Source organism: Kineococcus terrestris, assembly GCF_041020755.1.
GTDB lineage: Bacteria > Actinomycetota > Actinomycetes > Actinomycetales > Kineococcaceae > Kineococcus > Kineococcus terrestris.
Genome location: NZ_JBEUEI010000004.1, coordinates 138417 through 162498 on the forward strand (window position 1 = coordinate 138417; position 24082 = coordinate 162498).

21 protein-coding genes are annotated in these 24082 nt (G+C 78.8%); 7 read left to right on the forward strand and 14 right to left on the reverse strand.

What is annotated here, in order from left to right; translation table 11 throughout:
• Window positions 1-145: 145 nt before the first annotated feature.
• The 14 genes from trxA to AB8M62_RS04450 form a co-directional block, all read right to left on the reverse strand.
• A complete protein-coding gene (trxA, locus tag AB8M62_RS04385) occupies window positions 146-637 on the reverse strand; it encodes a thioredoxin (RefSeq protein ID WP_369068751.1) in 492 nt (163 codons plus the stop codon).
• Between the two features lie 53 nt (window positions 638-690).
• Window positions 691-1353, reverse strand: coding sequence for a hypothetical protein (locus tag AB8M62_RS04390; protein WP_369068752.1), 663 nt, complete (start codon window positions 1351-1353; stop codon window positions 691-693).
• 76 nt (window positions 1354-1429) lie between these two features.
• Window positions 1430-2401, reverse strand: coding sequence for a helix-turn-helix transcriptional regulator (locus AB8M62_RS04395; protein WP_369068753.1), 972 nt, complete (start codon window positions 2399-2401; stop codon window positions 1430-1432).
• 46 nt (window positions 2402-2447) lie between these two features.
• Window positions 2448-3110 (reverse strand): response regulator transcription factor, encoded by a 663-nt coding sequence (locus AB8M62_RS04400; protein ID WP_369055086.1) that lies wholly within the window; start codon window positions 3108-3110, stop codon window positions 2448-2450.
• The gene (locus AB8M62_RS04405; RefSeq protein ID WP_369068754.1) at window positions 3107-4627 is read right to left on the reverse strand and encodes a sensor histidine kinase; all 1521 of its coding nucleotides are present in this window, start codon (window positions 4625-4627) and stop codon (window positions 3107-3109) included. Before AB8M62_RS04405 ends, AB8M62_RS04400 begins: the two co-directional genes overlap by 4 nt.
• 112 nt (window positions 4628-4739) lie before the next feature.
• A complete protein-coding gene (locus AB8M62_RS04410) occupies window positions 4740-5216 on the reverse strand; it encodes a hypothetical protein (protein ID WP_369055083.1) in 477 nt (158 codons plus the stop codon).
• A 76-nt stretch (window positions 5217-5292) separates the two neighbouring features.
• On the reverse strand, window positions 5293-6747 hold the full coding sequence (locus AB8M62_RS04415; RefSeq protein ID WP_369068755.1) for an AAA family ATPase: 1455 nt from the start codon (window positions 6745-6747) through the stop codon (window positions 5293-5295).
• A gap of 31 nt (window positions 6748-6778) precedes the next feature.
• A complete protein-coding gene (locus AB8M62_RS04420; RefSeq protein WP_369055080.1) occupies window positions 6779-8575 on the reverse strand; it encodes an ABC transporter ATP-binding protein in 1797 nt (598 codons plus the stop codon).
• Window positions 8572-10197 carry an ABC transporter transmembrane domain-containing protein gene (locus tag AB8M62_RS04425; protein ID WP_369055079.1) on the reverse strand — a complete coding sequence of 542 codons (1626 nt, stop codon included), beginning with the start codon at window positions 10195-10197 and terminating at the stop codon, window positions 8572-8574. Before AB8M62_RS04425 ends, AB8M62_RS04420 begins: the two co-directional genes overlap by 4 nt.
• On the reverse strand, window positions 10194-11513 hold the full coding sequence (locus AB8M62_RS04430) for a DUF58 domain-containing protein (RefSeq protein ID WP_369055078.1): 1320 nt from the start codon (window positions 11511-11513) through the stop codon (window positions 10194-10196). The genes AB8M62_RS04425 and AB8M62_RS04430 overlap by 4 nt, the downstream gene beginning before the upstream one ends.
• Window positions 11513-12562, reverse strand: a complete 1050-nt coding sequence (locus AB8M62_RS04435; protein ID WP_369068756.1) for an AAA family ATPase — start codon at window positions 12560-12562, stop codon at window positions 11513-11515. Before AB8M62_RS04435 ends, AB8M62_RS04430 begins: the two co-directional genes overlap by 1 nt.
• Window positions 12563-12651: 89 nt before the next feature.
• The gene (locus AB8M62_RS04440; protein ID WP_369068757.1) at window positions 12652-13869 is read right to left on the reverse strand and encodes a DUF4350 domain-containing protein; all 1218 of its coding nucleotides are present in this window, start codon (window positions 13867-13869) and stop codon (window positions 12652-12654) included.
• Window positions 13866-14564, reverse strand: a complete 699-nt coding sequence (locus tag AB8M62_RS04445) for a DUF4129 domain-containing protein (protein ID WP_369068758.1) — start codon at window positions 14562-14564, stop codon at window positions 13866-13868. The genes AB8M62_RS04440 and AB8M62_RS04445 overlap by 4 nt, the downstream gene beginning before the upstream one ends.
• Entirely contained in the window at window positions 14561-15760 is a 1200-nt protein-coding gene (locus AB8M62_RS04450) for a hypothetical protein (RefSeq protein ID WP_369068759.1), read from the reverse strand. Before AB8M62_RS04450 ends, AB8M62_RS04445 begins: the two co-directional genes overlap by 4 nt.
• Window positions 15761-15892: 132 nt before the next feature.
• Between AB8M62_RS04450 and mtrA the strand changes: the two genes are divergently transcribed.
• The 7 genes from mtrA to AB8M62_RS04485 all read left to right on the forward strand — a co-directional run bounded on the left by mtrA (window position 15893) and on the right by AB8M62_RS04485 (window position 24024).
• Window positions 15893-16570, forward strand: coding sequence for an MtrAB system response regulator MtrA (mtrA, locus tag AB8M62_RS04455; RefSeq protein WP_369055072.1), 678 nt, complete (start codon window positions 15893-15895; stop codon window positions 16568-16570).
• A gap of 2 nt (window positions 16571-16572) precedes the next feature.
• A complete protein-coding gene (mtrB, locus tag AB8M62_RS04460) occupies window positions 16573-18210 on the forward strand; it encodes an MtrAB system histidine kinase MtrB (RefSeq protein ID WP_369055071.1) in 1638 nt (545 codons plus the stop codon).
• Complete coding sequence (locus AB8M62_RS04465; protein WP_369055069.1) at window positions 18207-19958, forward strand: LpqB family beta-propeller domain-containing protein; 1752 nt, start codon at window positions 18207-18209, stop codon at window positions 19956-19958. The genes mtrB and AB8M62_RS04465 overlap by 4 nt, the downstream gene beginning before the upstream one ends.
• A 113-nt stretch (window positions 19959-20071) precedes the next feature.
• The gene (locus tag AB8M62_RS04470) at window positions 20072-20869 is read left to right on the forward strand and encodes a ComF family protein (RefSeq protein WP_369068760.1); all 798 of its coding nucleotides are present in this window, start codon (window positions 20072-20074) and stop codon (window positions 20867-20869) included.
• A 201-nt stretch (window positions 20870-21070) separates the two neighbouring features.
• Window positions 21071-21859, forward strand: a complete 789-nt coding sequence (gene hpf, locus AB8M62_RS04475) for a ribosome hibernation-promoting factor, HPF/YfiA family (protein ID WP_369068761.1) — start codon at window positions 21071-21073, stop codon at window positions 21857-21859.
• A gap of 177 nt (window positions 21860-22036) precedes the next feature.
• A complete protein-coding gene (locus tag AB8M62_RS04480; RefSeq protein ID WP_369055065.1) occupies window positions 22037-22732 on the forward strand; it encodes a response regulator in 696 nt (231 codons plus the stop codon).
• Between the two features lie 11 nt (window positions 22733-22743).
• Window positions 22744-24024 carry a winged helix-turn-helix domain-containing protein gene (locus AB8M62_RS04485; RefSeq protein ID WP_369068762.1) on the forward strand — a complete coding sequence of 427 codons (1281 nt, stop codon included), beginning with the start codon at window positions 22744-22746 and terminating at the stop codon, window positions 24022-24024.
• Window positions 24025-24082 lie beyond the last annotated feature (58 nt).

Here is a 24082-nt window from a genome sequence, read left to right on the forward strand (position 1 = left end):
TGGGAAACCCTGCGAGATCACGGAGGGGGAGGAGGGAGCGCTCGTGATGGCGGTGACGGCGGCGGGCGATCTGATCCCGGCCCGGACGCGCGACGGCCCCGCACCCGGTGGGGTGCGGGGCCGTCGCGGTGCGGGGCCGGTCGGCTCAGAAGGCGGCCGGGTCCGTGCCCGCGCGCACGCCCGTGCGCTGCGGGGCCTGCTGCTGCTGCTGAGCCTGCTGCTGGGCGGCCTGCTGCTGCTGAGCCTGCTGCTGGGCGGCCTGCTGCTGCGCCTGCTGCTGGGCCAGCGCCTGCGCGTACTGCTCCTTGACGGTGTCCATGTCCAGCGCGCGCACCTGCTCGATGAGCTGCTCCAGCGCCGGCTGCGGCAGCGCGCCCGGCTGCCCGAACACGGGGATGCCGTCGCGGTAGGCGACCAGCGTCGGGATGGACGTGATGCCGTAGCGAGCGGCGAGCTGCTGCTGGTCCTCGGTGTCGACCTTCACGAAGGAGATGTCCTCGTGCTTCTCCGACGCCGCCTCGAACACGGGGCCGAACTGCTTGCACGGGCCGCACCACTCCGCCCAGAAGTCGATGAGGACGATGCCGTCCTTCACGGTCTCGTCGTGCGTCTCCAGGGTCAGCGCCTGCGTCGTCATACCGGGCACAACCAGGCGGCGCCCGCGAGGCTTCCCCGCAGGTCAGCGCACCGTCAGCGCACCGGGGGACGGGTGCGGCGCGGCCGGCGCCCGGTCACCGCCATCAACTGCTCCTGGGCGCTCGCGCCCTCGGGCGCCTCGACCTCCGGGCCCAGCACCCCGAACGCGCGCCACTCCTCGGCGTGCTCGCGCATGTACGGCAGCAGCCCGGCCACCAGCTCCTCGTCGACGGTGTCGTCCACGCCGATCAGCCGGGCGATCTCCACCGCCCGCAGCCCGCGGAAGAAGACCGTCTGCCACAGGTAGTCGCGGGCGCTGTAGTCGCCGAACGAGCAGTGGACGGTGCGCTCCAGGTCGTCCAGCGCCTCCACGGCCGCGACCGCCTCCTGCACGTACCGCTCGAAGCTCGCCGCCGGGTCCGCGCCCAGCAGGTCGCCGGTGTGCGCGTCGCGGCCCACCTCGTCCATCGTGCGGCCGGCCAGCATCGCCGGCACCCACGCGTCCTCGTACGCGTGGTAGTTGACGACGAACCGCAGCGTCGGGTCGCTGGAGGGGTCGCTCGTCGTCACCTCCGAGGCCGTCGGGGTGTCCCACTCCTCCTCGCGCACCTGCCGCACCACCGCCAGCAGCGCCTCGTCGGCCAGGACGAACAGGCGGCGGACGTCGGGCTGCTCGGTGCCGGCGGGGGTGGTGGCGTCGGGCTGCGTGCTGGTCATCGGGTCCTCCCGGTGCTCGGTCTCGCGCTGACCACCCCAGCGTGGTGGCCGTACCCGACAGGACGTGTCGGGTACGTCAGTCCGCCTCGTACAGCCGCGCCGTCGCCGCGGCCGCCGCGGCGACCTCCGCCCGCAGCCACGCCGGCGCCAGCACCTCCACCGCGGCCCCGAACCCCAGCAGCGCCATCACCGCCCAGCGCTCGGAGTCGAGGACCACGCTCACCTCCACCCGGCCGAGCCCGTCGCGCGCCAGGCCGTCCGCCACCACCGGCACCGCGTCCTGCGCCGACGCGCTCGCCACCCGCCGCAGCCCCGGCAGCACCTCCTCCCGCGCGCGCACCAGCGCCTCCACCCGCTCGCGGGCGGCCCCGGCGCGCGCCAGGTGCTCCGCCCACGCCGCGCGCAGGTCGAACCCCTGCGGCCGGTGCGCCGGCTCGTCGAGCACCTCCACCTCCCGCAGCCGCGACACCCGGTAGGTGCGCAGCTCGCCGTCGCGGCGCGCCAGCAGGTACCACTCGCCCTTGAGCACCAGGCCCAGCGGGTCCAGCACCCGCTCGCTCTCACCCCCGCGGCCCGCGTGCCGCACGCGCACCCGCTGGTCCTCCCACACCGCGCGCGCCAGCGCCGCCAGCGCCGGCGCCGGTTCCGCCGTGCCGAACCAGCGGTCGGTGTCCAGGTGGAAGCGCGCCGACACCCGGTCCGAGCGCTCGCGGCCCTCCGGCGACAGGCCCGCCCGCACCTTCAGCCGCACCCCGCCCAGCACGTCGCCCAGCCCCAGCGCCGCCGCCGGACCGGCCAGGCCCAGGAACGAGACCGCCTCCGCCTCCGCCGGCGACAGGCCCGCGAACTTCGAGCGGTACCCGTCCAGCCGGTACCCGCCCGCCGGCCCGCGCACCGAGCGCACCGGCACCCCCGCCGCCAGCAGCTCCTCCACGTCGCGCTGCACCGTGCGCTGCGACACCTCCAGCCGCTCGGCCAGCTCCCGCGCGCTCACCTGCTCGCGCGACTGCAGCAGCAGCACCATCGTCAGCAGGCGGCCCGCGCGCACCCGCCCAGCATGGCCCCCGCCGGGCGCTCGGCGGGGCCCGCCCGGGTCAGTGCGTGCGCAGCCGGTACCCCATGCCGCGCACCGTCTCCACCCGGTCCGCGCCCAGCTTCTTGCGCAGGTACCGCACGTACACGTCCACCACGTTCGAGCCCGGGTCGAAGTCGTAGCCCCACACCGAGCTGAGCAGCTGCTCGCGCGAGAGGACCTGCCCCGGGTGGCGCAGGAACGCCTCCGCCAGCGCGAACTCCCGGCTCGACAGCGTCACCGAGCGCCCCGCCACCGCCGCCGTGCGCGTCAGCAGGTCCAGCTGCAGGTCACCGGCCGACAGCAGCGTCACCTCCGCCGCCCGGTCCTGGCGCAGCCGCAGCCGCACCCGCGCCAGCAGCTCCTCGAACCGGAACGGCTTCGTCACGTAGTCGTCCGCGCCGCCCTCCAGCGCCGCCACCGTGTCGCTGACGTCGTCGCGCGCCGTCAGCACCACCACCGGCACCGGCAGCTTCGTCTGCCGCAGCCGGCGCAGCACCGTGAACCCGTCCATCACCGGCAGGCCGATGTCCAGCACCACCAGGTCGAACTCCCCGGTGCTCGCCAGGTCCAGCGCCGTGCGCCCGTCCGGCGCCACCGTCGTCGCGAACCCGTTGGCGCGCAGACCCTTCTCCACGAACGCCGCGATCCGCGCCTCGTCCTCGGCGATGAGCACGCTCGTCACGCCGCACCCCCCGCGACCACGACGTCCGCGTCCGCCGCCGGTCCCTCCGCGTCCACCGGGCGCAGCGGCAGCACCAGCGTGAACGTCGCCCCCGCGCCCGGCAGGCTCGCCACGTCCACCCGGCCGCCGTGCGCCTCCGCGATCGCCGACACGATCGCCAGGCCCAGCCCGGAACCCTCCACGCCGCGGCCCGTCTCCGCGCGCCCGAACCGCTCGAAGATGCGCTCCACGTCCTCCGGGGCGATCCCCGGGCCGGAGTCGCGCACCCACAGCAGCAGGTCGCGCCCGTGCACCGCGCTGCCCAGCGCCACCAGGTCCCCGGGGCCGGAGAACTTCACCGCGTTCGACACCAGCTGGATGAGCGCCTGCTGCACCCGCTGCGGGTCCGCCACCACCTCCGCGTCCGCGCGCGCGTCCACCCGCCAGCGCCGCTCGCCCAGCGGCACCACCTTGTCGAACGCCTCGTCCAGCAGCTGCCCGGCGTCCACCGGCCGCAGCGCCACGAAGTTCGGCTGGTGCGCCTTCGCCAGCAGCGTCAGGTCGTCCACCAGGCGCGTCATCCGGTCCAGCTCGTCCAGCACCAGCGCGCGCGTCTCCGTCACGTCCCGCGCGTCCGCGACGTCCACCAGCTCCAAGTGCCCCTGCACGATCGTCAGCGGCGTGCGCAGCTCGTGGCCGGCGTCGTCCAGGAACCGCCGCTGCGTCGCGAACGACTCCTCCAGCCGCTCGAGCATCTCGTTGAAGCTGCGCGCCACGTCCGCCACGTCGTCGTCGCCGTGCACCGGCACCCGCCGCGACAGGTCCGCCGCGCCCACCGCCACCGCCGTGGCGTGCAGGTCGTCCAGCGGCCGCAGCAGCCGCGCCGTCACCAGCCACGCCACCGCCGCCACCGCCAGCAGCGCGCCCAGCGCGACCACCGCGAACGTGCGGGCGTTGTCCGCCACCGCGCGCAGCTCCGGCTCCACCGCGTGGCCCACCACGTACAGGCCCAGCACCGGCTCGCCCGGCGCACCGCCCGGCAGCGACACCGGCACCGCCACGATCCGCGTCGAGCCCGCCGCCGTCTCGACCGTCTCGCGCACCGGCGCCGCGTCCGGCGTCACCGCCGCGGCCAGCTCCCGCACCCGCGGGGAGTCCTCCAGCTCGAACGGCCGCGTCGCCGGGGCGTACGTCTGCCCGCCCACCACGATCCCCACCGCCGACTCGTTCGCGTCCGGCAGGTCGTTGCGGATGCTCGCGCGCAGCAGCTCGGCCACCGAGGCGAACCGCACCCCGTCGTAGCCGTTGGCGGCCAGCTCGCGCAGCTCGGCGACCTCCTGGTCCAGCGAGCGGTCGATCCGCGCGCGCGCCACGTCCTCCTGCACCGCGTGCGAGACGACCCCCGCCACCGCCAGTCCCAGCGCCGTCGCCGCCAGCACCGCCGTCAGCACCCGCGCGCGCACCGTGCGGAACACCCGCCGCAGGCGGGTTCGCAGGTGGGCGGGCGCACCGGGGCGCGGCGGGTCGGGAGGGCTCACGGTCGTCGTCGTCCTCCGGCTCGGCGCGGCACCCGCCACCGGCGGCCCGGTGGGCCCGGTGGACGTGGTGCGGGGCGCGGGCGGCGGGCCGGCCGCGGTCGCGGGCGGCCCGTCAGTCGTCGTCATCATCGCCGTCGTCGTCCCCGTCGTCATCCCGGTCGTCCCGCCCGTCGTCGTCCCCGTCGTCGTCGCCCACCACGACGGCGGGCGGCGGCGGCACGGGGACCACCGGCGCCGGGGCGGGCGCCGGTGCGGGCGGCGGTGGGGGAGCGGGCGCGGGGGCCGGCTCGGCGGGCGCGGGCGCCGGGGCCGGCTCCGCGGGCGCGGGGGCCGGGGGACCGGGCGCCGGGACGTCGTCCCCGCCGGGCGGGGCGTCCGGGGACACGTCCGCCGGGGCCGGCGCGCGGTCGCCCGAGGGGTCCGCGGGCCCGTCCGGCGGCCCCGGCTCACCCGCCCGCGGGGACGCCGAGACGACCACCGTGCCGCCGAGGTCGCGGGACGGGTCCTGCGCGGACGCCATCGCCAGCCCGAGCGCCGTGACCCCCACGGCGCTCGCGGCGAGGAGGGTCACCACCACCGGAGTGCGCACGCGACCACCGTGGCGCTGCCGGATGACGCTCCCGTGAGGGCCGCGTGAGAGGACTCTCACGCGGGGCCGGTCCCCGTCAGGCGAAGTCGTCCCAGCCCACGTCCGGGTCGAGCGCCCCGTCCACCTCCGCCGGTCCGGCCGCCGTCCGCCCGCCGCTGCCCAGCAGCGCGCGCGTGAGGGCCTCCGCGTCCGACAGCAGCTCCTCCAGCGCGGCCGCCAGGTCGCCGTCGGCCACCTCGCGCCCGTCGGTGGCCGCCAGCAGCACCGCCCGGCGCAGCAGCTCCCGGGTGAACGACGCCGTCGTGCCCGCCGCCCGCACCGCCGCCGCGTCCAGCGCCGCCGGCGACAGCGGCAGCCCCCGCGCGTACAGGCGCAGCAGCGCGCGCCGCGCCCGCTCGTCCGGCAGCGGGACCTCGACCGCGAGGTCCACCCGGCCCGGGCGCTGCGCCAGCGCCCGCTCCAGGCGGTCCGCCCGGTTCGTCGTCAGCAGGAACGCCACGTCCGCGTCCCCGTCCAGGCCGTCCATGGCGTCCAGCAGCTCGAACAGCAGCGGCTGGTCGCCCGCGTGCTGGCTGCGGTCCTCCGCCACCAGGTCGCAGTCCTCCAGCACCACCAGCGCCGGCTGCAGCGCCCGCGCCAGGTGCGCGGCCGTCGCCACGTGCCGCAGGCCCAGCCCCGACAGCAGCACCGCCGTCGTGCCCGGCGTCACCGACAGCAGGTGCCGCACCGTGTGCGTCTTGCCCGTGCCCGGCGGACCGTGCAGCAGCACGCCGCGCTTGAGGTGCTGGCCCGCCGCCGTCAGCCGCTGCGCCTGCTCCCCGACACCGACCACGTGCCGCACCACCCGCTCCAGGGCGCCCTCGGGCAGCACGACGTCGGCCGCCGCCACCGACGGCCGCCGCAGGAACGTGATGCCCCCCGCCGCCGGGTCGTACGGCGAGCCGTCGAACGAGAGCACCTGCCCGCGCAGCACGCTGCGCTCCAGCGCGGTGCGGCGCACCTCCTCCAGCAGCCGGGCGGCCGTGCCCTCCTGCGCGGCCACCACCTCCAGCCCCGGCTCGCGCCCGTACTGCCGGTGCGCCGAGCGCTGCAGCACCGCCACCGGCACCCCGTCCACCCGCAGCAGCCGCACCCCGAAGCCCACCGCCCGCCGCGAGGTGTCCGGGCCCGTCGGCAGGTGCACGTGGTCCACGGCCGCCACCTCGAAGCGCGCGAAGACGCCGCTCAGCAGGTCGCCGAAGCTGCTGTGGTGCCGCTGGTCGCCGCCGCCCACACCCACGACGCGCTCCCCGCCGTGCTCCGCGGCCAGCGCCGCCAGCGCCACGTCCACGTCGACGTACTGGTGCTCGCGCACCTCCTCGCGCACCACCGGCAGCCGCGTCGCGTCCGCGCCCAGGTGCTCCGAGACGACGTCCGCCAGCGTCGGGCCGGTGCCGCTGACCGCCAGGCGCGCGTCGTGCACGACCTGGTCCAGGAAGGCGCGGAACGAGGCGACGAAGCGCCGCTGGTCGTCGTCGAGGGGAGCGCTCACCCGGTGATCGTGGCGGGCGCGCCCGGCGCGATCAACGGATTTCGCCCACCCCGTCCGCACCGCCCGGCACGCCCGCCGTCGACGACCACGCCCGCCACAGCCGCGCGTACCCGCCGCCGGCCGCCACCAGCTCCTCGTGGGTGCCGGTCTCCACGAGGAGCCCGCCGGCCACCACCGCGATCCGGTCGCAGGCGCGCGCCTGGCTCAGCCGGTGCGCCACCACGACCGCCGTGCGCCCGGCCACCACGGCCAGCGCCGCCCGCTCCAGGTCCCGCGCGCCCGCGCTGCCCGCCTCCGCGGTCGCCTCGTCCAGCACCACCACCGGCGGGTCGCGCAGCAGCACCCGCGCCAGCGCCAGCTGCTGCGCCTGCGCCGGTGTCAGCGGGTGCTCGCCCGCCCCCACGCGCGTGTCCAGGCCCTCCGGCAGCGCCCGCACCCAGCCGTCCGCGCCCACCCGCGCCAGCGCCGCGCGCAGGTCCTCGTCCGGGGCGCCCGGCGCTGCCACCGTCAGGTCCTCGCGCAGCGTGCCCGTCAGCACGTGCGTCTCCTGCGCCACCACGGCGATCCGCTCGCGCACCTGCTCCGGGTCCAGCTGCGCCAGCGGCACCCCGCCGACCAGCACCTGCCCGGCCGTGGGCGGGAACACCCCGCCCAGCACCGCCGCCAGCGTCGTCTTGCCCGCCCCGCTGCCGCCCACCACGGCCAGCGACGCGCCCGCCGGGACGTCCAGGTCCACCCCGCGCAGCACCTCCGGGCCCTCCTGCTCACCGGAGGCGTAGCGGTGGCGCACCCCGCGCGCCGACAGCGCCACCGGCCGCACGAGCGGCCGCGGCGCCCCCGCCGGCGGCGGCTCGAGGTCGGCCACGCCCACCAGCCGCGCCAGCGCCGCCCCCGCCCGCTGCACGTCGTCGAAGCTGAGCAGCAGCACGCCCAGCGGGCCGAACAGGCGGTGGAACAGCAGTGCCGCCGCCGTCACCGCGCCCACCGTCACCTCGTCCGCGCGCACGAGGAAGAAGCCCGTCAGCAGCACCGCGGACAGGCCCACCGCCTCCGCGGCGTTCATCGAGACCGACAGCCGCGCGAAGGTGCGCAGCGCCGCCAGGCCCGCGCCCACCGTGCGCGCCGACGCCTCGCGCACCCGCTCCGTCTGCAGCGCCGCCATCCGGTACGCCTGCACCGTCGCCCCGCCGTGCAGGGACTCCAGCAGCACCCGCGAGCGGTCCGAGGCCGCGCGCCGCTCCGCCGCGTAGCGCGGCTGCGCCCGCGGCAGGTAGCTGCGCAGCGCCAGCACGTGCACCGGCACCACGGCCGCGAACGCCAGCGCCAGCCGCCAGTCCAGCGCCGCGAACCCCACCGCCGACAGCACCACCGTCACCGCCGACGTCAGCACCGTCGCCGCCAGCTGCGCCGAGGCCGTGAACAGCTCCACGTCCTCCGTCACCCGCGAGGCCACGTCCCCCGTGCCCGCGCGCTCCAGCGTCCGCGCGTCCATCCGCAGCGCCCGGTCCACCACCCGCTCGCGCAGGTCCGCGGCCACGTGCACGCCCAGCTGCTCCGAGCGCGCCCGCGAGCGGGCCGCCGCCACGCTCGTCACCACGGCCACCGCCGCCAGCGCCGCCACCAGCCACCACAGCCGCGACGCCGGGCGCTGCTGCGCCACCACGTCGACGACCTCGCCCAGCAGCAGCGGCATCGCCACCAGGCCCGCGCTGGCCACCGTCGTGCTCACCACCGCCGGCACCAGCACCCGCCGGTCCGCCGCGGCCGTCGCCAGCAGCACCGACAGCGTGCGCCGGCCCGTCGCGACCGGCAGCGCGCCCCCGCTCACCGCTGCACCGCCGCCGCGTAGGCCGGCTCGTCCAGCAGCCGCGCGTGCGTCCCCGAGCGCACCGCGCCGTCCGCCGCGACGAGCACCACCCGGTCGCAGCGGCCCAGCAGCAGCGGCGACGACGTCAGCACGACCGTGCTGCGCGCGCCCCGCCCGTCCTCGTGCCGCAGCGCGCGCAGGCCCCGCGCCACCGCGTCCTCCGTCAGCGCGTCCAGCGCCGTCGTCGGGTCCCGCAGCACCAGCAGCGGCGGGTCCGCGACCAGGGCGCGGGCCAGCGCCACCCGCTGGCGCTGCCCGCCCGACAGGTTCGCGCCCGCGTCCAGCAGCTCGCCGTCCAGCCCGCCCGGCACGGCCGCCACCACGTCCTCCGCGGCCGCCGCGCGCAGCGCCGCCGCCACGCCGACCTGCCCGCCCGCCGCGCCGCCGCGGCCGGTGTCCAGCGCCTCGCGCAGCGTGGGGCCCAGCAGGTGCACCGCGTGCGGCTCGGCCAGGACCTCGTCCGCCGCCCGGCCCGCCGCGCAGCGGGCCACGACCACCTCCTCCAGCACCGGGTCGGCCACCACCACGCCCAGCACCTCCCCGGGCGCCGGCACCAGGTCGTCCGCGCCACCGGCAGCCGCAGGTCCAGCCGCGTCCGGCGCCGCCGCCGGGGACGGGACCGCCGACACCTCCCGCAGCAGGCCCGCGACCCGCCGGGCGCCCGCCCGCGACACCGCCAGCCCCTGCACGCTCGCCGTGACGGTGCGCACCGGGTCCGCCAGGAAGGACGCCGCGCCCACCACCGTCACCAGCTCGCCCACGCTGATCCGCCCGTCCAGCGCCGCCGTGCCCGCGGCCGCCGCCGTGGCCACCAGCAGCAGCCCCGTCGCCGCCGTGCTCGCGCCCGTCAGCGTCGCCGTCGCCCCCGCGGCCCCCACCGCCGCGTCCCGCGACGAGCGGCTGACCCGCGCGTAGCGGCGCACCGCCTCCGGCACCCCGCCCGCCCCGCGCAGCGCCCGCAGCCCCGCCAGCAGGTCCGCGGCCACCGCCGAGGCGCGCCCCGCCGCCCGCTGCCGCTCGTGCACGCGCCCCTCCAGCCGCGGCGCCAGCGCCTGCAGGCCCACCACCAGCAGCGGCACCGCCACCAGCAGACCCACCCCCAGCACCACGTCGATGCGCAGCAGCACCACCGCCGAGACCACCAGGCCCGCCGTCGCCGACGTCAGGTACGTCAGCAGCGGCACCACCTCCGCCACGTGCCGGGTGTCCGACGTCGCCACGCTCAGCACGTCGCCGCTGCTGCGCTCGCGCACCGCGCCCGGGTGCCCCAGCACCGCGCCCAGCACCTCCACCCGCAGCAGGTGCGCCTCGCGCATCCGCGCCGCGTCCAGCGTCCAGAACGCCCACGCGCCCGCCGACGTCAGCACCGCGAACAGCAGCAGCACCCCGCCCACCGCCAGCGCCGCCGCCACCGGGTCCGAGGGCGCCACCGCCCGGTCGACCGCCAGGCCGATCGCCACCGGCACCAGCGCCTCGCACGTCTGGTGCACCGTCGAGGACAGCGTGCCCACCGCCACCGGCCGCCGCTGCCGGCGCAGCACCGAGCGCAGGAGCCCGCCGCGCGGGCGGGAGGGGGAGCTCACAGCCGGCCCGCCGCCTTCAGCGCCAGGTACGTGTCCGCCAGCGCCGGCGCCAGGTCGTCCGGCGCGGCGTGCACCACCTCCACGCCCAGGCGCCGCAGCAGCGCCGACGTCGCCGAGCGCTCGGCCACCACGGCCTCCGCGGCCGCCGCCGCGTACACCTGCTCCGCGTCCGCGCGCGAGCGCGCCAGCTGCGCCAGCGCCGGGTCCTCCACCGAGGCCAGCACCACCGTGTGCCGCGCGCCCAGCTGCTCCAGCACCGTCAGCAGCCCCGAGTCCAGCACCGACGTGTCCACCGCCGTGATGAGCACCACCAGCGCGCGCTGGCGCGCCAGCGCGTTCACCTCCCCGGCCACCGCGTCCCAGTCCGCCTCCACCAGCGCCGGCTCCAGCGGCGCCAGCGCCTCCACCAGCTGCGGCAGCAGCTGCGTGCGCGAGGAGCCCCGCACCCGCGCCCGCACCCGCCGGTCGTGCGCCACCAGGTCCACCCGGTCCCCGGCGCGCCCGGCCAGCGCCGCCGTCAGCAGCGCCGCCTCGATCGCCGCGTCCAGGCGCACCTCCACCCCCGCCGGGCCCTCCCCGGTGCCCCCGCCGATCCGCGCCGCCGACGTGCGGGAGGTGTCCAGCACCAGCAGCACCCGCCGGTCGCGCTCGGGCCGCCACGTGCGCACCACCACCGACTGCCGGCGCGCCGTCGCCCGCCAGTCGATCGAGCGCACGTCGTCGCCGTCGACGTAGTCGCGCAGCGAGTCGAACTCCGTGCCCTGCCCGCGGTGCAGCACCGCGCTGCGCCCGTCCAGCTCCCGCAGCCGCGCCAGCCGCGAGGGCAGGTGCTTGCGGGAGGTGAACGGCGGCAGCACCCGCAGCCGCCCCGGCACCGGCGTCGAGCGCTGGCGCGCCGCCAGGCCCAGCGGCCCCAGGCTGCGCACCGTCACCCGGTCCGCGGGCCGGTCACCGCGCCGCGTCGGCACCAGCACCGTCGTCAGGCGGCGCCGCTCCCCGGCGGGCACGTCCAGCCGGTGCCGCTCGTCCACCGCGCCCGCCGAGGGCACCCACGCGTCGCGCAGCACCCCCCGCAGCCGCCGCCGGCCCGTGTTCGCCACCACCAGGTCCACCTCGCGCGGCTCGCCCACCCGCACCGCCGGCAGCGGATCGCGCGCCAGCCGCAGGACGCGCGGCGAGGGCGCCAGCAGCACGTCGAGGGCCACCAGCGCCGCGCACACCCCGGCCCACGCCCACACCGCCGCGGCCGACGGCCACAGCGCCACCAGCACCAGCCCGGCCAGCACCAGCAGGGGCGCGCGCCCCGTCAGCGCCATCAGCGGGGCACGGGGACCGCGCCCAGCACCGAGTCCAGGACCGCGTCCACGCTCACGCCGTCCAGCTCGGCCTCCGGGCGCAGCTGCACGCGGTGGCGCAGCGTCGGGCGCGCCAGCGCCTTCACGTCGTCCGGGGACACGTAGTCGCGCCCCGACAGCCACGCCCACGCCCGCGACGTCGCCAGCAGCGCCGTCGCCCCGCGCGGGGACACCCCCAGCGACAGCGACGGGGACGTGCGGGTGGCCCGGCACACGTCCACCACGTAGCCCAGCACCTCCCGCGAGACCTGCACGCGCCGGCAGGCGGCGCTCGCCAGCCGCAGCTGCTCCGGCGTGGCGACCGGGCGCACCCCCGCCGCGCCCAGGTCGCGCGGGTCGAACCCGGCCGCGTGCCGGGCCAGGACCTCCACCTCGTCCTCGCGCGGGGGCAGCGGCAGCGTCAGCTTCAGCAGGAAGCGGTCCAGCTGCGCCTCCGGCAGCGGGTAGGTGCCCTCGTACTCGACGGGGTTCTGGGTCGCCGCCACCACGAACGGGTCCGGCAGCGGCCGCGGCCGGCCGTCCACCGAGACCTGCTTCTCCTCCATCGCCTCCAGCAGCGACGCCTGCGTCTTGGGGGGCGTGCGGTTGATCTCGTCGGCCAGCAGCAGGTTCGTGAAGACCGGGCCCTCGCGGAAGCTGAAGCGGGCCGTCTGCGCGTCGTAGACCAGCGAGCCCGTCACGTCGCCCGGCATGAGGTCGGGGGTGAACTGCACCCGCTTGGTGTCCAGCTCCAGCGCCGCGGCCAGGGTGCGCACCAGCAGCGTCTTGGCCACCCCGGGCACGCCCTCCAGCAGCACGTGCCCGCGGCACAGCAGCCCGATGACGATGCCGGTGACGGCCGCGTCCTGCCCGACGACGGCCTTGGCGACCTCCTGGCGCACCGAGCGCAGCGCCCGGCGGGCCTCCTCGACGGCCTCGTCGGCGGTCCCGGCGACGGCCTGGCCGGCGGGGCGGGGGTCGGGGGCGTCGCCGGTGGCCGCCGCGCCGGGGCTCGGGGTCGTCTCGCTCACGGTGCTGCGGCCTCCCTGGTGGCGGGCTCCCCGGGCCGGTCCCGGGGCGGCCGACGGGTGTCGACCGGTGTCGTCGGGTGGAGTCTTCCTCAGCGGCCGCGCAGGTCGCGCTCCAGGGCGTCCAGCTCCCCGGCCAAGCGCACCAGCGCCGCGTCGTCGTCCGGCGGCCCGGACAGCAGCAGCGCCCGCACCGCGGCCGGGTCGCGCCCGCACTCCCAGGCGGCGACCTCGGCCACGTCCACGACCGGGGCCTGCGGGTCCAGCCGCACCAGGGCCCGCACCCGCCGCACGGTCGCCGCGCGCAGCGCCTCCGCGGCGCGGTCGCGGGCGGCGGCCTGCGCGTACAGCCGGCCGCGGCCCTCCACGCTCTCCACCGCCCGCACCACCACCGGCAGCGGCTCGGGCACCAGGCGGCCCAGCCGCCGACCCCGCCACAGCGCCACGCAGGCGGCCGACAGCAGCAGCAGGACCCCGGCCGGCACCACCCACGCCGGGACCAGCTCGCGCAGCGGCACCGCCTGCCCGGCCGGGGTGTCCAGCGGGTCGGGCCGGTACCAGACGAGGACCGGCGAGGTGCCCAGGCCGCGCAGCGCCAGGGCCGCGTTGCCGTCCTCGTCCAGGACGTCGTTGGTCAGGACGCGGCGCTGCCCCAGGACCACCACGCGCCCGGGCCCGTCCGCGCCCGGGTCCAGCACCGCGTAGGAGCCGCCGTAGCAGACGGCCGCGTCCCCGGCGCCCTCTGCGCCGTCCACGACGGCGTACGTGCTGCCGCCGGCCAGGACCTCGCCGGCGGCCACCGCGTCGGGCACCGCGCAGCCCGGGTCCGCCGGGGCGGCCGGGCGCGTGCCCGCCGGGCGCAGCTGCGGCGCCAGTTCCGCCAGCGCGGGCGCGTCCGGCGCGGCCAGGACCAGGTCGGTGCCGCCGGCGGTCAGGTCGGCCAGGGCGCGCAGCCGCTCCGGCACCAGCACCTCCGGCGCCGTGACGAGCACGGTGGCGCCCCGCGGCGCGTCCCGCACCCGCGCCAGCGCGTCGTCGAAGCGGCGCACCGGCTGCACGTCCACGCCCTGCTCCTGCAGCACCCGGGCCAGCGCCCGCGAGCCCTCCGGCGCCACCGAGTCCGCCGCCAGCGGCTCGCGGGAGGTGCGGGGCGCCAGCAGCGCCAGCACCAGCGCCAGGGCGACGAGGAGCGCGGCGACCAGCAGCGGCCCGCGCCAGCGCTCCCAGCGCGAGGGGGCGGTGGGCCGGGCCGCGGCGCCCGCACCGCCCGCGGGGGCCCCGCGGGTCCCCGGGCCCGTGAGGACGCTCACGGCGCCGCCACCGGCGCGCCGGACCCGGGCGCGCGCTCGGGCGCCGCGGGCCGCGCGGCGGCGACCCGCTCGACCACCGCGCGCAGGTCCGCGTCGGCGGCCGCCGAGGCGCCCCGCCCGCCGTAGCGGACGTCGTCGAACGTGCGCGCCGCGCGGCGCAGCTCCCCGGCGCACCCCGGCAGCGCCGCGGCCGCCTCGTCGGCGACCTCGTGGGCCGTGCGGCCCGGGCGGCGCTCGATGAGGACGCGTTCCTCCAGGGAGCGCACCAGGCCGCGGAAGCGCTCCTGCACGGCCTCGTCGAAGCGGCCGGCGGCCGCGGCGGCGTCCGCGGCGCGGAAGTGCTCCTCCGCCGCGACCGGGCCGGCCGCGAACACCGCGTCGGGGCGGGCGGCGCGCGCCTGCCGGCGCACCGGCCCCGCCGCCAGCAGCACCGCCACCGCGACGGCGGCCACCAGCACCAGGACCAGCAGCGGCCCCGTCCAGCTCGTGCCCAGCCCGGGCACCTCCACCTGCGCCAGCCGGTCGGCGAACCACTCCCAGGCGCGCAGCAGCCACGGCGCCCGCGCCTCGCGGTACTCCGCGCCGGCCAGCTCGCGGGCCAGCAGCTCGCGCGCGCCCGCCCGGTCCGGCTCGACGGGCACGCCGGCGGCCCCGAGGACGGCCCCGAGGACGGCCCCGAGCGCGGCGCCGGTCACGCGGCGGGGTCCCGCCCGTCGCCGCCCGGCCCCGCCGCGGCCGCGCGGTGCAGCTCCACGTCCAGGCCCTCGCGGCGCATCCGCAGGTCGACGTAGACCAGCGCCGTCACCGACGCCAGGAACGGGTAGGCCACGACGCTGCCCAGCAGCGTCCCGATCCCGGTCACCGTCTGCGACAGCACGATCTCCGCCGTGCCGGGGACCTCCTGGGCGCTGAAGAACGTCGCGGCCCCGCTGAGCAGGGAGAAGGGCGCCTGCACGGCCGTCACCACGACGGTGGCCACGACGCTGGTCAGCGCCAGGATCCCGAAGACGCGCCACCAGCTGCCGCGCACCAGCCGCCAGGAGCGGCCCAGCGAGGCCCCCACGCCCAGCCGCTCCAGCAGCAGCGCCGGCGTGGCCAGCGCCCAGCGCACGTAGACGAACGCCCCCAGCACCAGCCAGGCCAGCAGCCCGGCCACCAGCGCCAGCGCCCCGGCGCCCACGGAGACCTCCGTGGCCAGCAGCGCGATCCCCGGCGCCAGCAGCAGCGCGCCCAGCACCAGCACGGCGACGGTCACCAGCAGCGAGACGGCCACCAGCGCGAGGACCCGCGGCCGCGTCAGCCGCCACAGCTCCGCCAGCCCCGTGCGCTGGCCCAGCACGGCCCGGCTGACGGCGAGGATCAGCATCCCGTTGAGCACCAGCACCGCCACCACCTGCAGCAGCGTGGAGACCAGGAACAGCGGCACCGAGCGCTGCAGCGCGCCCAGCGCCTCCGCCGGCCCCGCCGCGCCCGTCTCCAGCTGCGAGGCCAGCCCGACGACGTCGCGCGTCAGCACGACGTTCGCGATGACGATGACGACCGTCGTGACGCCCACCACCAGCGCCGACAGGCCCACCATGGCGCGCGGGTTCAGGCGGAAGGCGCGGAACGCCCCGTCCCAGATCTCGCCCAGGCCCAGCGGCCGCAGCGGCACGATGCCCGGCCGCGGCGGGGCGGGCGGTGCCGGCGGGGCCTGCCACCCGCCGCCGTCCCAGCCGCCCGGCGCGCCCTGCCCGGCCCTCCCGCCCGCGGCGTCCGGCGCCACCGGGGCCGGGCCGGGCGGCGGGGGGTCGGCCGGGCCGTGCCAGCCGCCCGCGCCGCGCTCGGCGGGGCTGTGCCACCCGCCGCCGTCACCGGGCCCGGGTGCCCCCGGCTCCTGCCCCTGGCTCATCCTCGGCGTCCCCCCGTGGTGCGGTCGCGGACGTCGGCCCGCGGTCCCCGTCATCGTGCCAGAGGGCACCCCCGCGGCGGCCGTGGGCGCGTGCTGCCCCGCGCCGGAGCGCCCGCGGGGCAGACTGGGGGCATGAAGGGCCGTGTGCTGGTCGTGGACGACGACACCGCGCTCGCCGAGATGCTGCAGATCGTGCTCAAGGGCGAGGGCTTCGAGACCACCGTCTGCAGCGACGGCGACGAGGCGCTCGCGGCCTTCCGCGCCGCGCGCCCGGACGTGGTGCTGCTGGACCTCATGCTCCCGGGCACGGACGGCATGGAGGTGTGCCGGCAGATCCGCGCCGAGTCCGGCGTGCCGATCGTCATGCTCACCGCCAAGAGCGACACCGTCGACGTCGTGCTCGGCCTGGAGGCCGGCGCCGACGACTACGTCGTCAAGCCGTTCAAGCCCAAGGAGCTCGTCGCCCGCGTGCGGGCCCGGCTGCGCGCCTCGGGCGAGCGGCCGCCGGAGACGCTGCGCATCGGCGACCTCGTCGTCGACGTGGCCGGGCACTCGGTGCGCCGCGACGGGCGCAGCCTGCCGCTGACGCCGCTGGAGTTCGAGCTGCTGGTCACGCTGGCGCGCAAGCCGTGGCAGGCGTTCTCCCGCGAGCTGCTGCTGGAGCAGGTGTGGGGCTACCGGCACGCCGCGGACACCCGGCTGGTCAACGTCCACGTCCAGCGGCTGCGCTCGAAGATCGAGCGCGACCCGGAGCACCCGGAGATCGTGGTCACCGTCCGCGGCGTCGGGTACCGCGCCGGGCCCCTGTAGCGGTGCGCCGGGTCCTGCTGCGCCCCCTCGCGCGGTGGCGGTCCTCGCTGCAGACGCGCGTGGTGGCGCTGACCACCGCCCTGGGGATGGTCGTCGTCCTCGGCGTCGGCACGTTCCTGCTGGACGGCATCGCCGAGGGGCTGCTGGAGGACCGCCAGCGCGTCGCGGTCGCCGACGCCGCCCGCAGCGCCGCGACGGCGCAGTCGCAGTTCGACGCCGCCACCTCCACCTCCACCCCGGAGCTGGAGCAGCTGGCCGGTGACGTCGTGTCCTCCCTGGAGGGCGCGGGACCGGACCGGGTGCGCAGCGTCCTGCTGCTGCGGACCCCGCAGACCGCGGGCGGCGCGGACCCGGTGACGCAGCCGGTGGTGCGCGACGTGACCTCCCCGGGCCTGTCGGCCGACAGCGTCCCGGCCGAGCTGCGCGCGGCCGTGCGGGGCAGCGACGTGCAGCAGCTGCAGCTGGTCGACCTGCGCGACGGCAGCGGCGCCCCCTCGCTGGTCGTCGGCTCGACGGTGACGCTGCCGCGCGCCGGGCAGTACGAGCTCTACCTCGTCTACTCCCTGGCCAGCGAGCAGGCGACCATCGGCCTGGTCCGCGCCACCTTCATCGGCGGCGGCCTGGCCCTGGTGGTCCTCGTCGGCGCCGTCGCCTGGCTGGTGGCCCGCACCGTGGTGCAGCCGGTGCGCGACGCCGCCGGCACGGCCGAGCGGCTGGCCGCCGGGCACCTGGACGAGCGCATGCGGGTGCGCGGCAGCGACGACCTGGCGCGCCTGGCGCGCGGGTTCAACGCGATGGCCGCCGGGCTGCAGGAGCAGATCGAGCAGCTGGAGGAGCTCTCGCGGCTGCAGCGGCGCTTCGTCTCCGACGTCAGCCACGAGCTGCGCACGCCGCTGACGACGATCCGGATGGCCGGGGAGGTGCTGCACGACGCCCGCGCCGACTTCGACCCGGCGGTGGCGCGCTCGGCGGAGCTGCTGATGACGCAGCTGGAGCGCTTCGACACCCTGCTGAGCGACCTGCTGGAGATCAGCCGCTTCGACGCCGGCGCGGCCGCGCTGGAGGCCGACCCGCAGGACGTGCGGGCGATCGTGCACCGCGTCGTGGACTTCACCGCGCAGCTGGCCGAGCGCCGCGGCAGCGAGGTCCGCGTCAGCGAGCCGCACTCGCCGTGCACGGCGGAGGTGGACTCGCGGCGCATCGAACGGGTGCTGCGCAACCTGCTCGGCAACGCCGTCGAGCACGGCGAGGCGCGGCCCATCGAGGTGACCGTGGTGTGCGACGAGCACGCCGTGGCGGTGGGCGTGCGCGACCACGGGGTGGGCCTGGACCCGACCCAGCTGCCGCGCGTGTTCGACCGGTTCTGGCGGGCCGACCCGGCCCGCGCCCGCACCACCGGCGGCAGCGGGCTGGGGCTGGCGATCGCGCTGGAGGACACCCGGCTGCACGGCGGGTGGCTGGAGGTGTGGGGCCGGCCGGGCCGCGGCTGCCACTTCGTGCTGACGCTGCCGCGCCAGGCGGGCCGCTCGCTGCGGGCCTCGCCGCTGCCGGTGGTGCCGGCGGGCTGGCGCGAGCCGGTGGCGGCGCTGCCGGCGCCGGTGGTCCCGCCCGCGGTGGGCGGCGGGAGCGGGGCGCCGTGACGGGACGACGCGCGCGGGGGCGCGGGGCGCGCGCCGCGGTCGTGGCCGCCGCGCTCGCCGGTGCCCTGGTGCTGGGCGGCTGCGGCGGGCTGCCGCGCTCGGGGCCGGTCCTCAGCGGCTCGCGCGTGGTGGACGACCCGCGCGCGGGGGTGCTGCAGGTCATCCCGCGCGGCCCGCGGGTCGGCGCGGGGCCGGCGGAGGTCGTGCGCGGCTTCCTGCTGGCGGGCGGCGCGGCCGCGGACGACTTCGCGGTGGCCCGCTCCTTCCTCACCGGCGACGCGGCGGGCCGGTGGCGCCCGGCGGCCGGGACGACCCTGCTGCGCGACGCCGCGGACGTGACGCCGGCGCCCGTGGACGCCGCGGAGGCGGCGCAGGTCGCGGTCACCGGGGAGGTCCTGGCGGTCGTGGACGCCGCCGGCCACTACGAGCAGCGGCCCGGCGGCACGCGCGCCTCGCTGGCCTTCCGGCTGGTGCAGGCCGACGGGGAGTGGCGCATCGACGAGCTGCCCGACGGCCTGGTCCTGACCCGCGTGGACGCCTCCCGCTCGCTGCGCCCCTTCCCCGTCTACTTCGCCACCGCCGACGGGCGGCAGCTGGTGGGGGACGTGCGCTGGTTCCCCTACGACTCCACGACCCCCACGCGGATCGTCGCCGAGCTGCTGGCCGGCCCGTCGCCGTGGCTGGCGCCGGCGGTGCGCAGCGGCGCGCCGGAGGGCACGGCGCTGCGGGTGGGCACCGTGCCGGTGGAGGCGGGCACCGCGACGGTCGAGCTGACCAGCGCGGTGCTGGAGGCGGACCCCGAGCGGCGCACGCTGCTGCTGGCGCAGCTGCGGGCCAGCCTGACCCGGTTGCCGTCGGTGGGGCGGGTGCGCGTCGTCGTGGACGGCGCCGAGCTCTCGCGCGGCGCGCCCGGGGACGGGACCGGGCCGGTGGTCGCCGACGGCGCGCCCGACGCGCGCCCGGTCCTGCTGGGGCCGGGCGGGCTCTCGCGCTGGGACGGCACGTCGGTGCGCGCGGTGCCCGGCACGGGCCCGGGGCTGTCGTCCGCCGAGGACGCCGCCCACCCGGCGGTGTCCCCGGACGGGGAGGCGTACGCGGTGCTGCTGGACGGCGAGCGGGAGCTGGCCGTGCAGCGCCCGGGCGGTCCGCTGCGCGTCGTGCACCGCTCGGCGGTGCCGCTGAGCCCGCCGTCGGTGGACCGCTCGGGGTGGGTGTGGACGGTGCCCGCCGAGGAGGACGCCGAGCCGGTGGTCGTCGCGGTGGACGCGCCCGACGAGCCGCCGGTGCGCGTGCAGCTGCCCGCCGCCGGGATGGGCGGGGTGGTGCAGCGCTGGCGGGTCTCGCGCGACGGGGCGCGGGCGCTGGTGGTGGTGCGCGCCCCCGACGGCTCGCAGCAGGTGCGGGTGCACGGGCTGGTCCGCGACCGCGACGGGCGCCCGCTGCGGGTGGGCGACGGCTCCGCGCCGCTGGTGCCGGGGGCCGAGGAGGTCCTGGACGTGTCGTGGCCGGTGGACGACCAGGTCGTCCTCCTGGTGCGCCTGGCCTCCGAGCCGGACCCGGTGCCGGTGCTCAGCGGGGTCTCCGGCCCCTGGCAGGCGCTGCCGGCGGTCCCGGGGGCGGTGTCCGTGGCGGCCGGCACGAGCGAGCGCGACGTCGTCGTGGCCACCGCCGACGGCCGGCTGCTGGCGCGCAGCGGGGCGGAGTGGCTGGTCTTCGCGCAGGGGCGCGACCCGGCCTACCCGGGCTGAGGCCGGGGACGGGTCACCGCGCCGAGGGGTCCACAGGGCGGTGCCACCGCCCGGGCCGCGCCGGGCGGTGGACGGCGCGCCCGGCGCGGCCCCGGCGGCGGCACGCTGCCCGGGTGCACCCCTCCACCCCGACCGGTCCGCTCGCCGTCCTGCGGCCGCTGGGCCGCGCCGCCGCGGCCGCCGCCGACCTCGTGTGGTCCGCCTCCTGCGCCGGCTGCGCCCGTCCCGGGACCCCCTGGTGCGGCTCGTGCGCGGCGGCCACGGGCCGGTGGGCGGCCGGGGCGGCCGCCCGGCTGCCCGACGGCACGCCCGTGCACGCGGCGGACGAGCACGCCGGCGCGGCCCGCGCCCTGCTGCTGGCGGTCAAGGAGGGCGCCCGCGCCGAGCTGCGGCCCGCCGCCGGGCACCTGCTGGCCGCCGCCCTGGCCGGCGCGGTGCGGGAGGGGTCCGTGGACGACGGGCCCGTCGTCCTCGTGCCCGTGCCCGCCCGGCGGGCCAGCCGCCGCGCCCGCGGCGGCGACCTGGTGGCTGACCTGGCGGCCCGGGCGGCGCGCTCGCGGCGCGCGCGCGGGCACCCGGCCGCGGTGGCCCGCGCGCTGGTCGTGCACCGCCGCGTGGCCGACCAGACGCGGCTGGGCGCCGCGGGGCGGCGCCGCAACGTCGAGGGCGCCTTCCGGCTCGTGGGCGCGGCCCCCGCGGGCGCCTGCGTCGTGGTCGACGACGTCGTGACCACGGGCGCCACGGCCGGCGAGGCGGTGCGGGCGCTGCGCCGCGGCGGCGCCGACGTGCGGGCCGTGGTGTGCCTGACCGCCGCCGTCCACCCGTCCGGGCGCCCGTCCCAGCGCCCGAGCCCCGCTCCGGGCGGGTCGGCGACGCGCCGCCTCGTCGCAGCCGGGGGCCACCTGGTCTAGCGTTGGTGCATGGCAGCCGAGTTCGGCGGGCGCGGCGGGGGTCCCGGTGTCGGGACGGCCCGCGGGACGCCTCCCGGGCGCTCCAGGCCGCCTGTCGCGCGCGCTCCCCGTCCGGGGGTGGTGCGCGGCGCGAGGTGACGGTCCGAGGCGGGCCGGCACCCACGCCGCGCCCGCCGGAAACCCGCAAGAGGGAGGCATCCCGTGGAAGTTGTGGTCACCGGTCGGCACACCGACGTCAAGGAGCGGTTCCGCCGCCACGTCGAGGACAAGCTGGAGAAGGTCAGCCAGTTCGCCCCGCGCGCGCAGCGGGTCGACGTGGAGGTGTCGCACGAGAAGAACCGCCGGCAGGCGAGCAGCTGCGAGCGCGTGGAGATCACCGTGCGCGACAAGGGTCCCGTGGTGCGCGCCGAGGCGTGCGCGGACGACCCGTACGCCGCCCTGGACCTCGCGACCACGAAGCTGCTGGAGCGCCTGCGCCGCTCTCGGGACCGGCGCAAGGTCCACCACGGCCGCCGGGGGATGACCTCCGTGCGCACCGCCGCCCCCGCCGGGCTCACCGACGAGGCCCTGGCCCCCGCGCTGGACCCCTCCCGCCCGCTGGCCGAGCAGGTCCGCGCGGACGACGACGAGGCCGTGGCGTCCCCCGCCGCGGGCGGGGACGTCGTCGCCACCGGTGACGACGGCGCCGCGCTGGACGCCGAGGGCGGCTCGCCCGTGGTGATCCGCGAGAAGCGGCACCGCGCCACGCCGATGACCCTGGACCAGGCCCTGTACGAGATGGAGCTCGTGGGCCACGACTTCTACCTGTTCGTCGACGCCGCCACGGGCAGCCCGAGCGTGGTGTACCGGCGCCGCGGGTGGGACTACGGCGTCATCCACCTGGACGTGGAGGACGCCGGGGACGCCGGCGCGCAGGAGGCGGCCGGGCTGGACGGCGCGGTGGACCAGCGCGCGGGCCTGGACGCCGTCGTGGCGGCGGGCCTGCGCTGAGCGGGCGCTGACCGGCCGGTGCGGGCCGCGCCCCCCGCGGGGCGCGGCCCGCACCACCGCCGGCGGGACGCTCGGGCGGCCCGCCGGCCAGCGCGGTCGACTGGCGCTCACCGCCCGTCGTGCCATGATCGGCGACCCCGGCCGCGGCCGCCGGGCGGTACCGGACGAGGGGGACCCGTGACGAGCCAGCTGCCGGGCGCTGCGACCGCCCCCGTGCGCGTCGTCGTCGTCGACGACCACTCCCTGTACCGGCGCGGTCTGCAGATGGTCCTGTCCACCGAGGACGACATCGAGGTCGTCGGCGAGGCCGGTGACGGGCGGGAGGCCCTGGCCCGCGTGGAGGAGCTGCTGCCGGACGTCGTGCTGATGGACGTGCGGATGCCCCGCCGCGGCGGCATCGACGCCTGCGCCGACATCAAGGCCGCCGCCCCCTCGACGCGCATCCTGATCCTCACCTCCTCGGAGGAGGAGGACGACCTGTTCGGCGCCGTGCGCGCCGGCGCCAGCGGCTACCTGCTCAAGGACGTGCCCGCCGAGGAGGTGGCCGACGCGGTGCGCGCCGTCGTGGCCGGGGAGTCCCTCATCACCCCGCGGATGGCCGGTCTGCTGCTGGGGGAGTTCGCCGCGATGCGCCGCCGCGACGAGGAGCGCGTGCTGGGCGCGGCCGGGGCGCCGCGGCTGAGCCCGCGCGAGCTGGACGTGCTGCGGCTGCTGGCCCGCGGGATGGCCAACCGGGAGATCGCCGGCCAGCTCGGCATCAGCGAGAACACCGTGAAGAACCACGTGCGCAACCTCCTGGAGAAGCTGCAGCTGCACTCGCGCATGGAGGCCGTCGTGTACGCCGTGCGCGAGAAGATCGTCGAGCTGTCCTGACGGCCGCGCCCGTGGAGGAGGTCACCGCCACCGAGGCGCGCCGGGCCGCGCTGGCGGCGCAGGGCTTCAGCCGCCGCCGCCCGGCCGACCCGGGGTCCGCGCACGTGCGGCGGGTCGTCGAGCGCCTGGGCGTCGTGCAGATCGACAGCGTCAACGTGCTGTGCCGCAGCCACTACCTGCCCTTCTTCAGCCGGCTGGGCCCCTACCCGGTGGCCGCGGTGGACGCCGCCGCGCACCGCCGCCCGCGGGCCCTGGTGGAGTACTGGGCGCACGAGGCCTCCTACGTCAGCCCGGCCACCCACCGGCTGCTGCGCTGGCGGATGGCGCGCGCGGACCAGGACGCGTGGGGCAGCGTGCGCAGCGTCGCCGTCGAGCAGCCGCGGCTGCTGGAGGAGGTCGTCGCCCACGTCGCCGCCCGCGGCCCGCGCACCGCCCGCGAGCTGGAGGCGGCGCTGGCACCGGGAGCGGGACGCCCGGGCGACCACTGGGGCTGGAACTGGAGCGCGGTCAAGCGGGCCTGCGAGCACCTGTTCTTCGCCGGGCGGCTGACCTCGGCGGGCCGCACCGCGCAGTTCGAGCGCCGCTACGACCTGCCCGAGCGGGTGCTGCCGCCGCAGGTCCTGGCCGCCCCGGACCCGGACCCGGCCGAGGCGGTGCGCGAGCTGGTGCGCACCGCCGCGCGCGCCACCGGGGTGGCGACCGAGCCCACGCTGCGCGACTACTTCCGGCTGCGCCCGGAGCAGTCGCGGCGGGCGGTCGCCGAGCTGGTCGAGGCCGGTGAGCTGGTGCCGGTCCGGGTGCGCGGCTGGGCCTCGGCGCAGCGGCGCCCGGCCTACCGCTGGCACGCGGCGGTGGCCCCGCGGGTGGCCGCGCGGGCGCTGCTGACCCCCTTCGACCCGCTGGTGTGGCACCGCGAGCGCACCGAGGAGCTGCTGGGGGCCCGCGTGCGGCTGGAGTTCTACGTCCCCGCGCACCTGCGGGTCCACGGCTACTACGTCACGCCGTTCCTGCTGGGCGAGCGCGTCGCGGCCCGCGTGGACCTGAAGAACGACCGCGCCGCGCCGGGCGGCCCGGTGCTGCGGGTCCTGGCGGCGTGGGCGGAGCCGCCCGCACCGCCGGGGCGGGGCGCGCGCCCGGCCGCACCGGCCCCGGGGGAGGTCGCCGCGGCCCTGGCCGCGGAGCTGGCGGACCTGGCGGGGTGGCTGGGCTGCGTCCGCACGGAGGTCGCCGGCCGCGGCGACCTGGCCGTCCCGCTCGCCGCGGAGGTGGCGGCGCGGGACGTCGCGGGGTGAGCGGGTCACCCGGTCGGACGGCGCGTTCGGGTCAGATCGCCGCCGGCGCCTCAACGCG

Coding starts and splice junctions, on each gene's coding strand:
- trxA (WP_369068751.1), bottom strand. CDS start 637: ATGACGACGCAGGCGCTGACCCTGGAGACGCACGACGAGACCGTGAAG.
- AB8M62_RS04390 (WP_369068752.1), bottom strand. CDS start 1,353: ATGACCAGCACGCAGCCCGACGCCACCACCCCCGCCGGCACCGAGCAG.
- AB8M62_RS04430 (WP_369055078.1), bottom strand. CDS start 11,513: ATGGCGCTGACGGGGCGCGCGCCCCTGCTGGTGCTGGCCGGGCTGGTG.
- AB8M62_RS04450 (WP_369068759.1), bottom strand. CDS start 15,760: ATGAGCCAGGGGCAGGAGCCGGGGGCACCCGGGCCCGGTGACGGCGGC.
- mtrA (WP_369055072.1), top strand. CDS start 15,893: ATGAAGGGCCGTGTGCTGGTCGTGGACGACGACACCGCGCTCGCCGAG.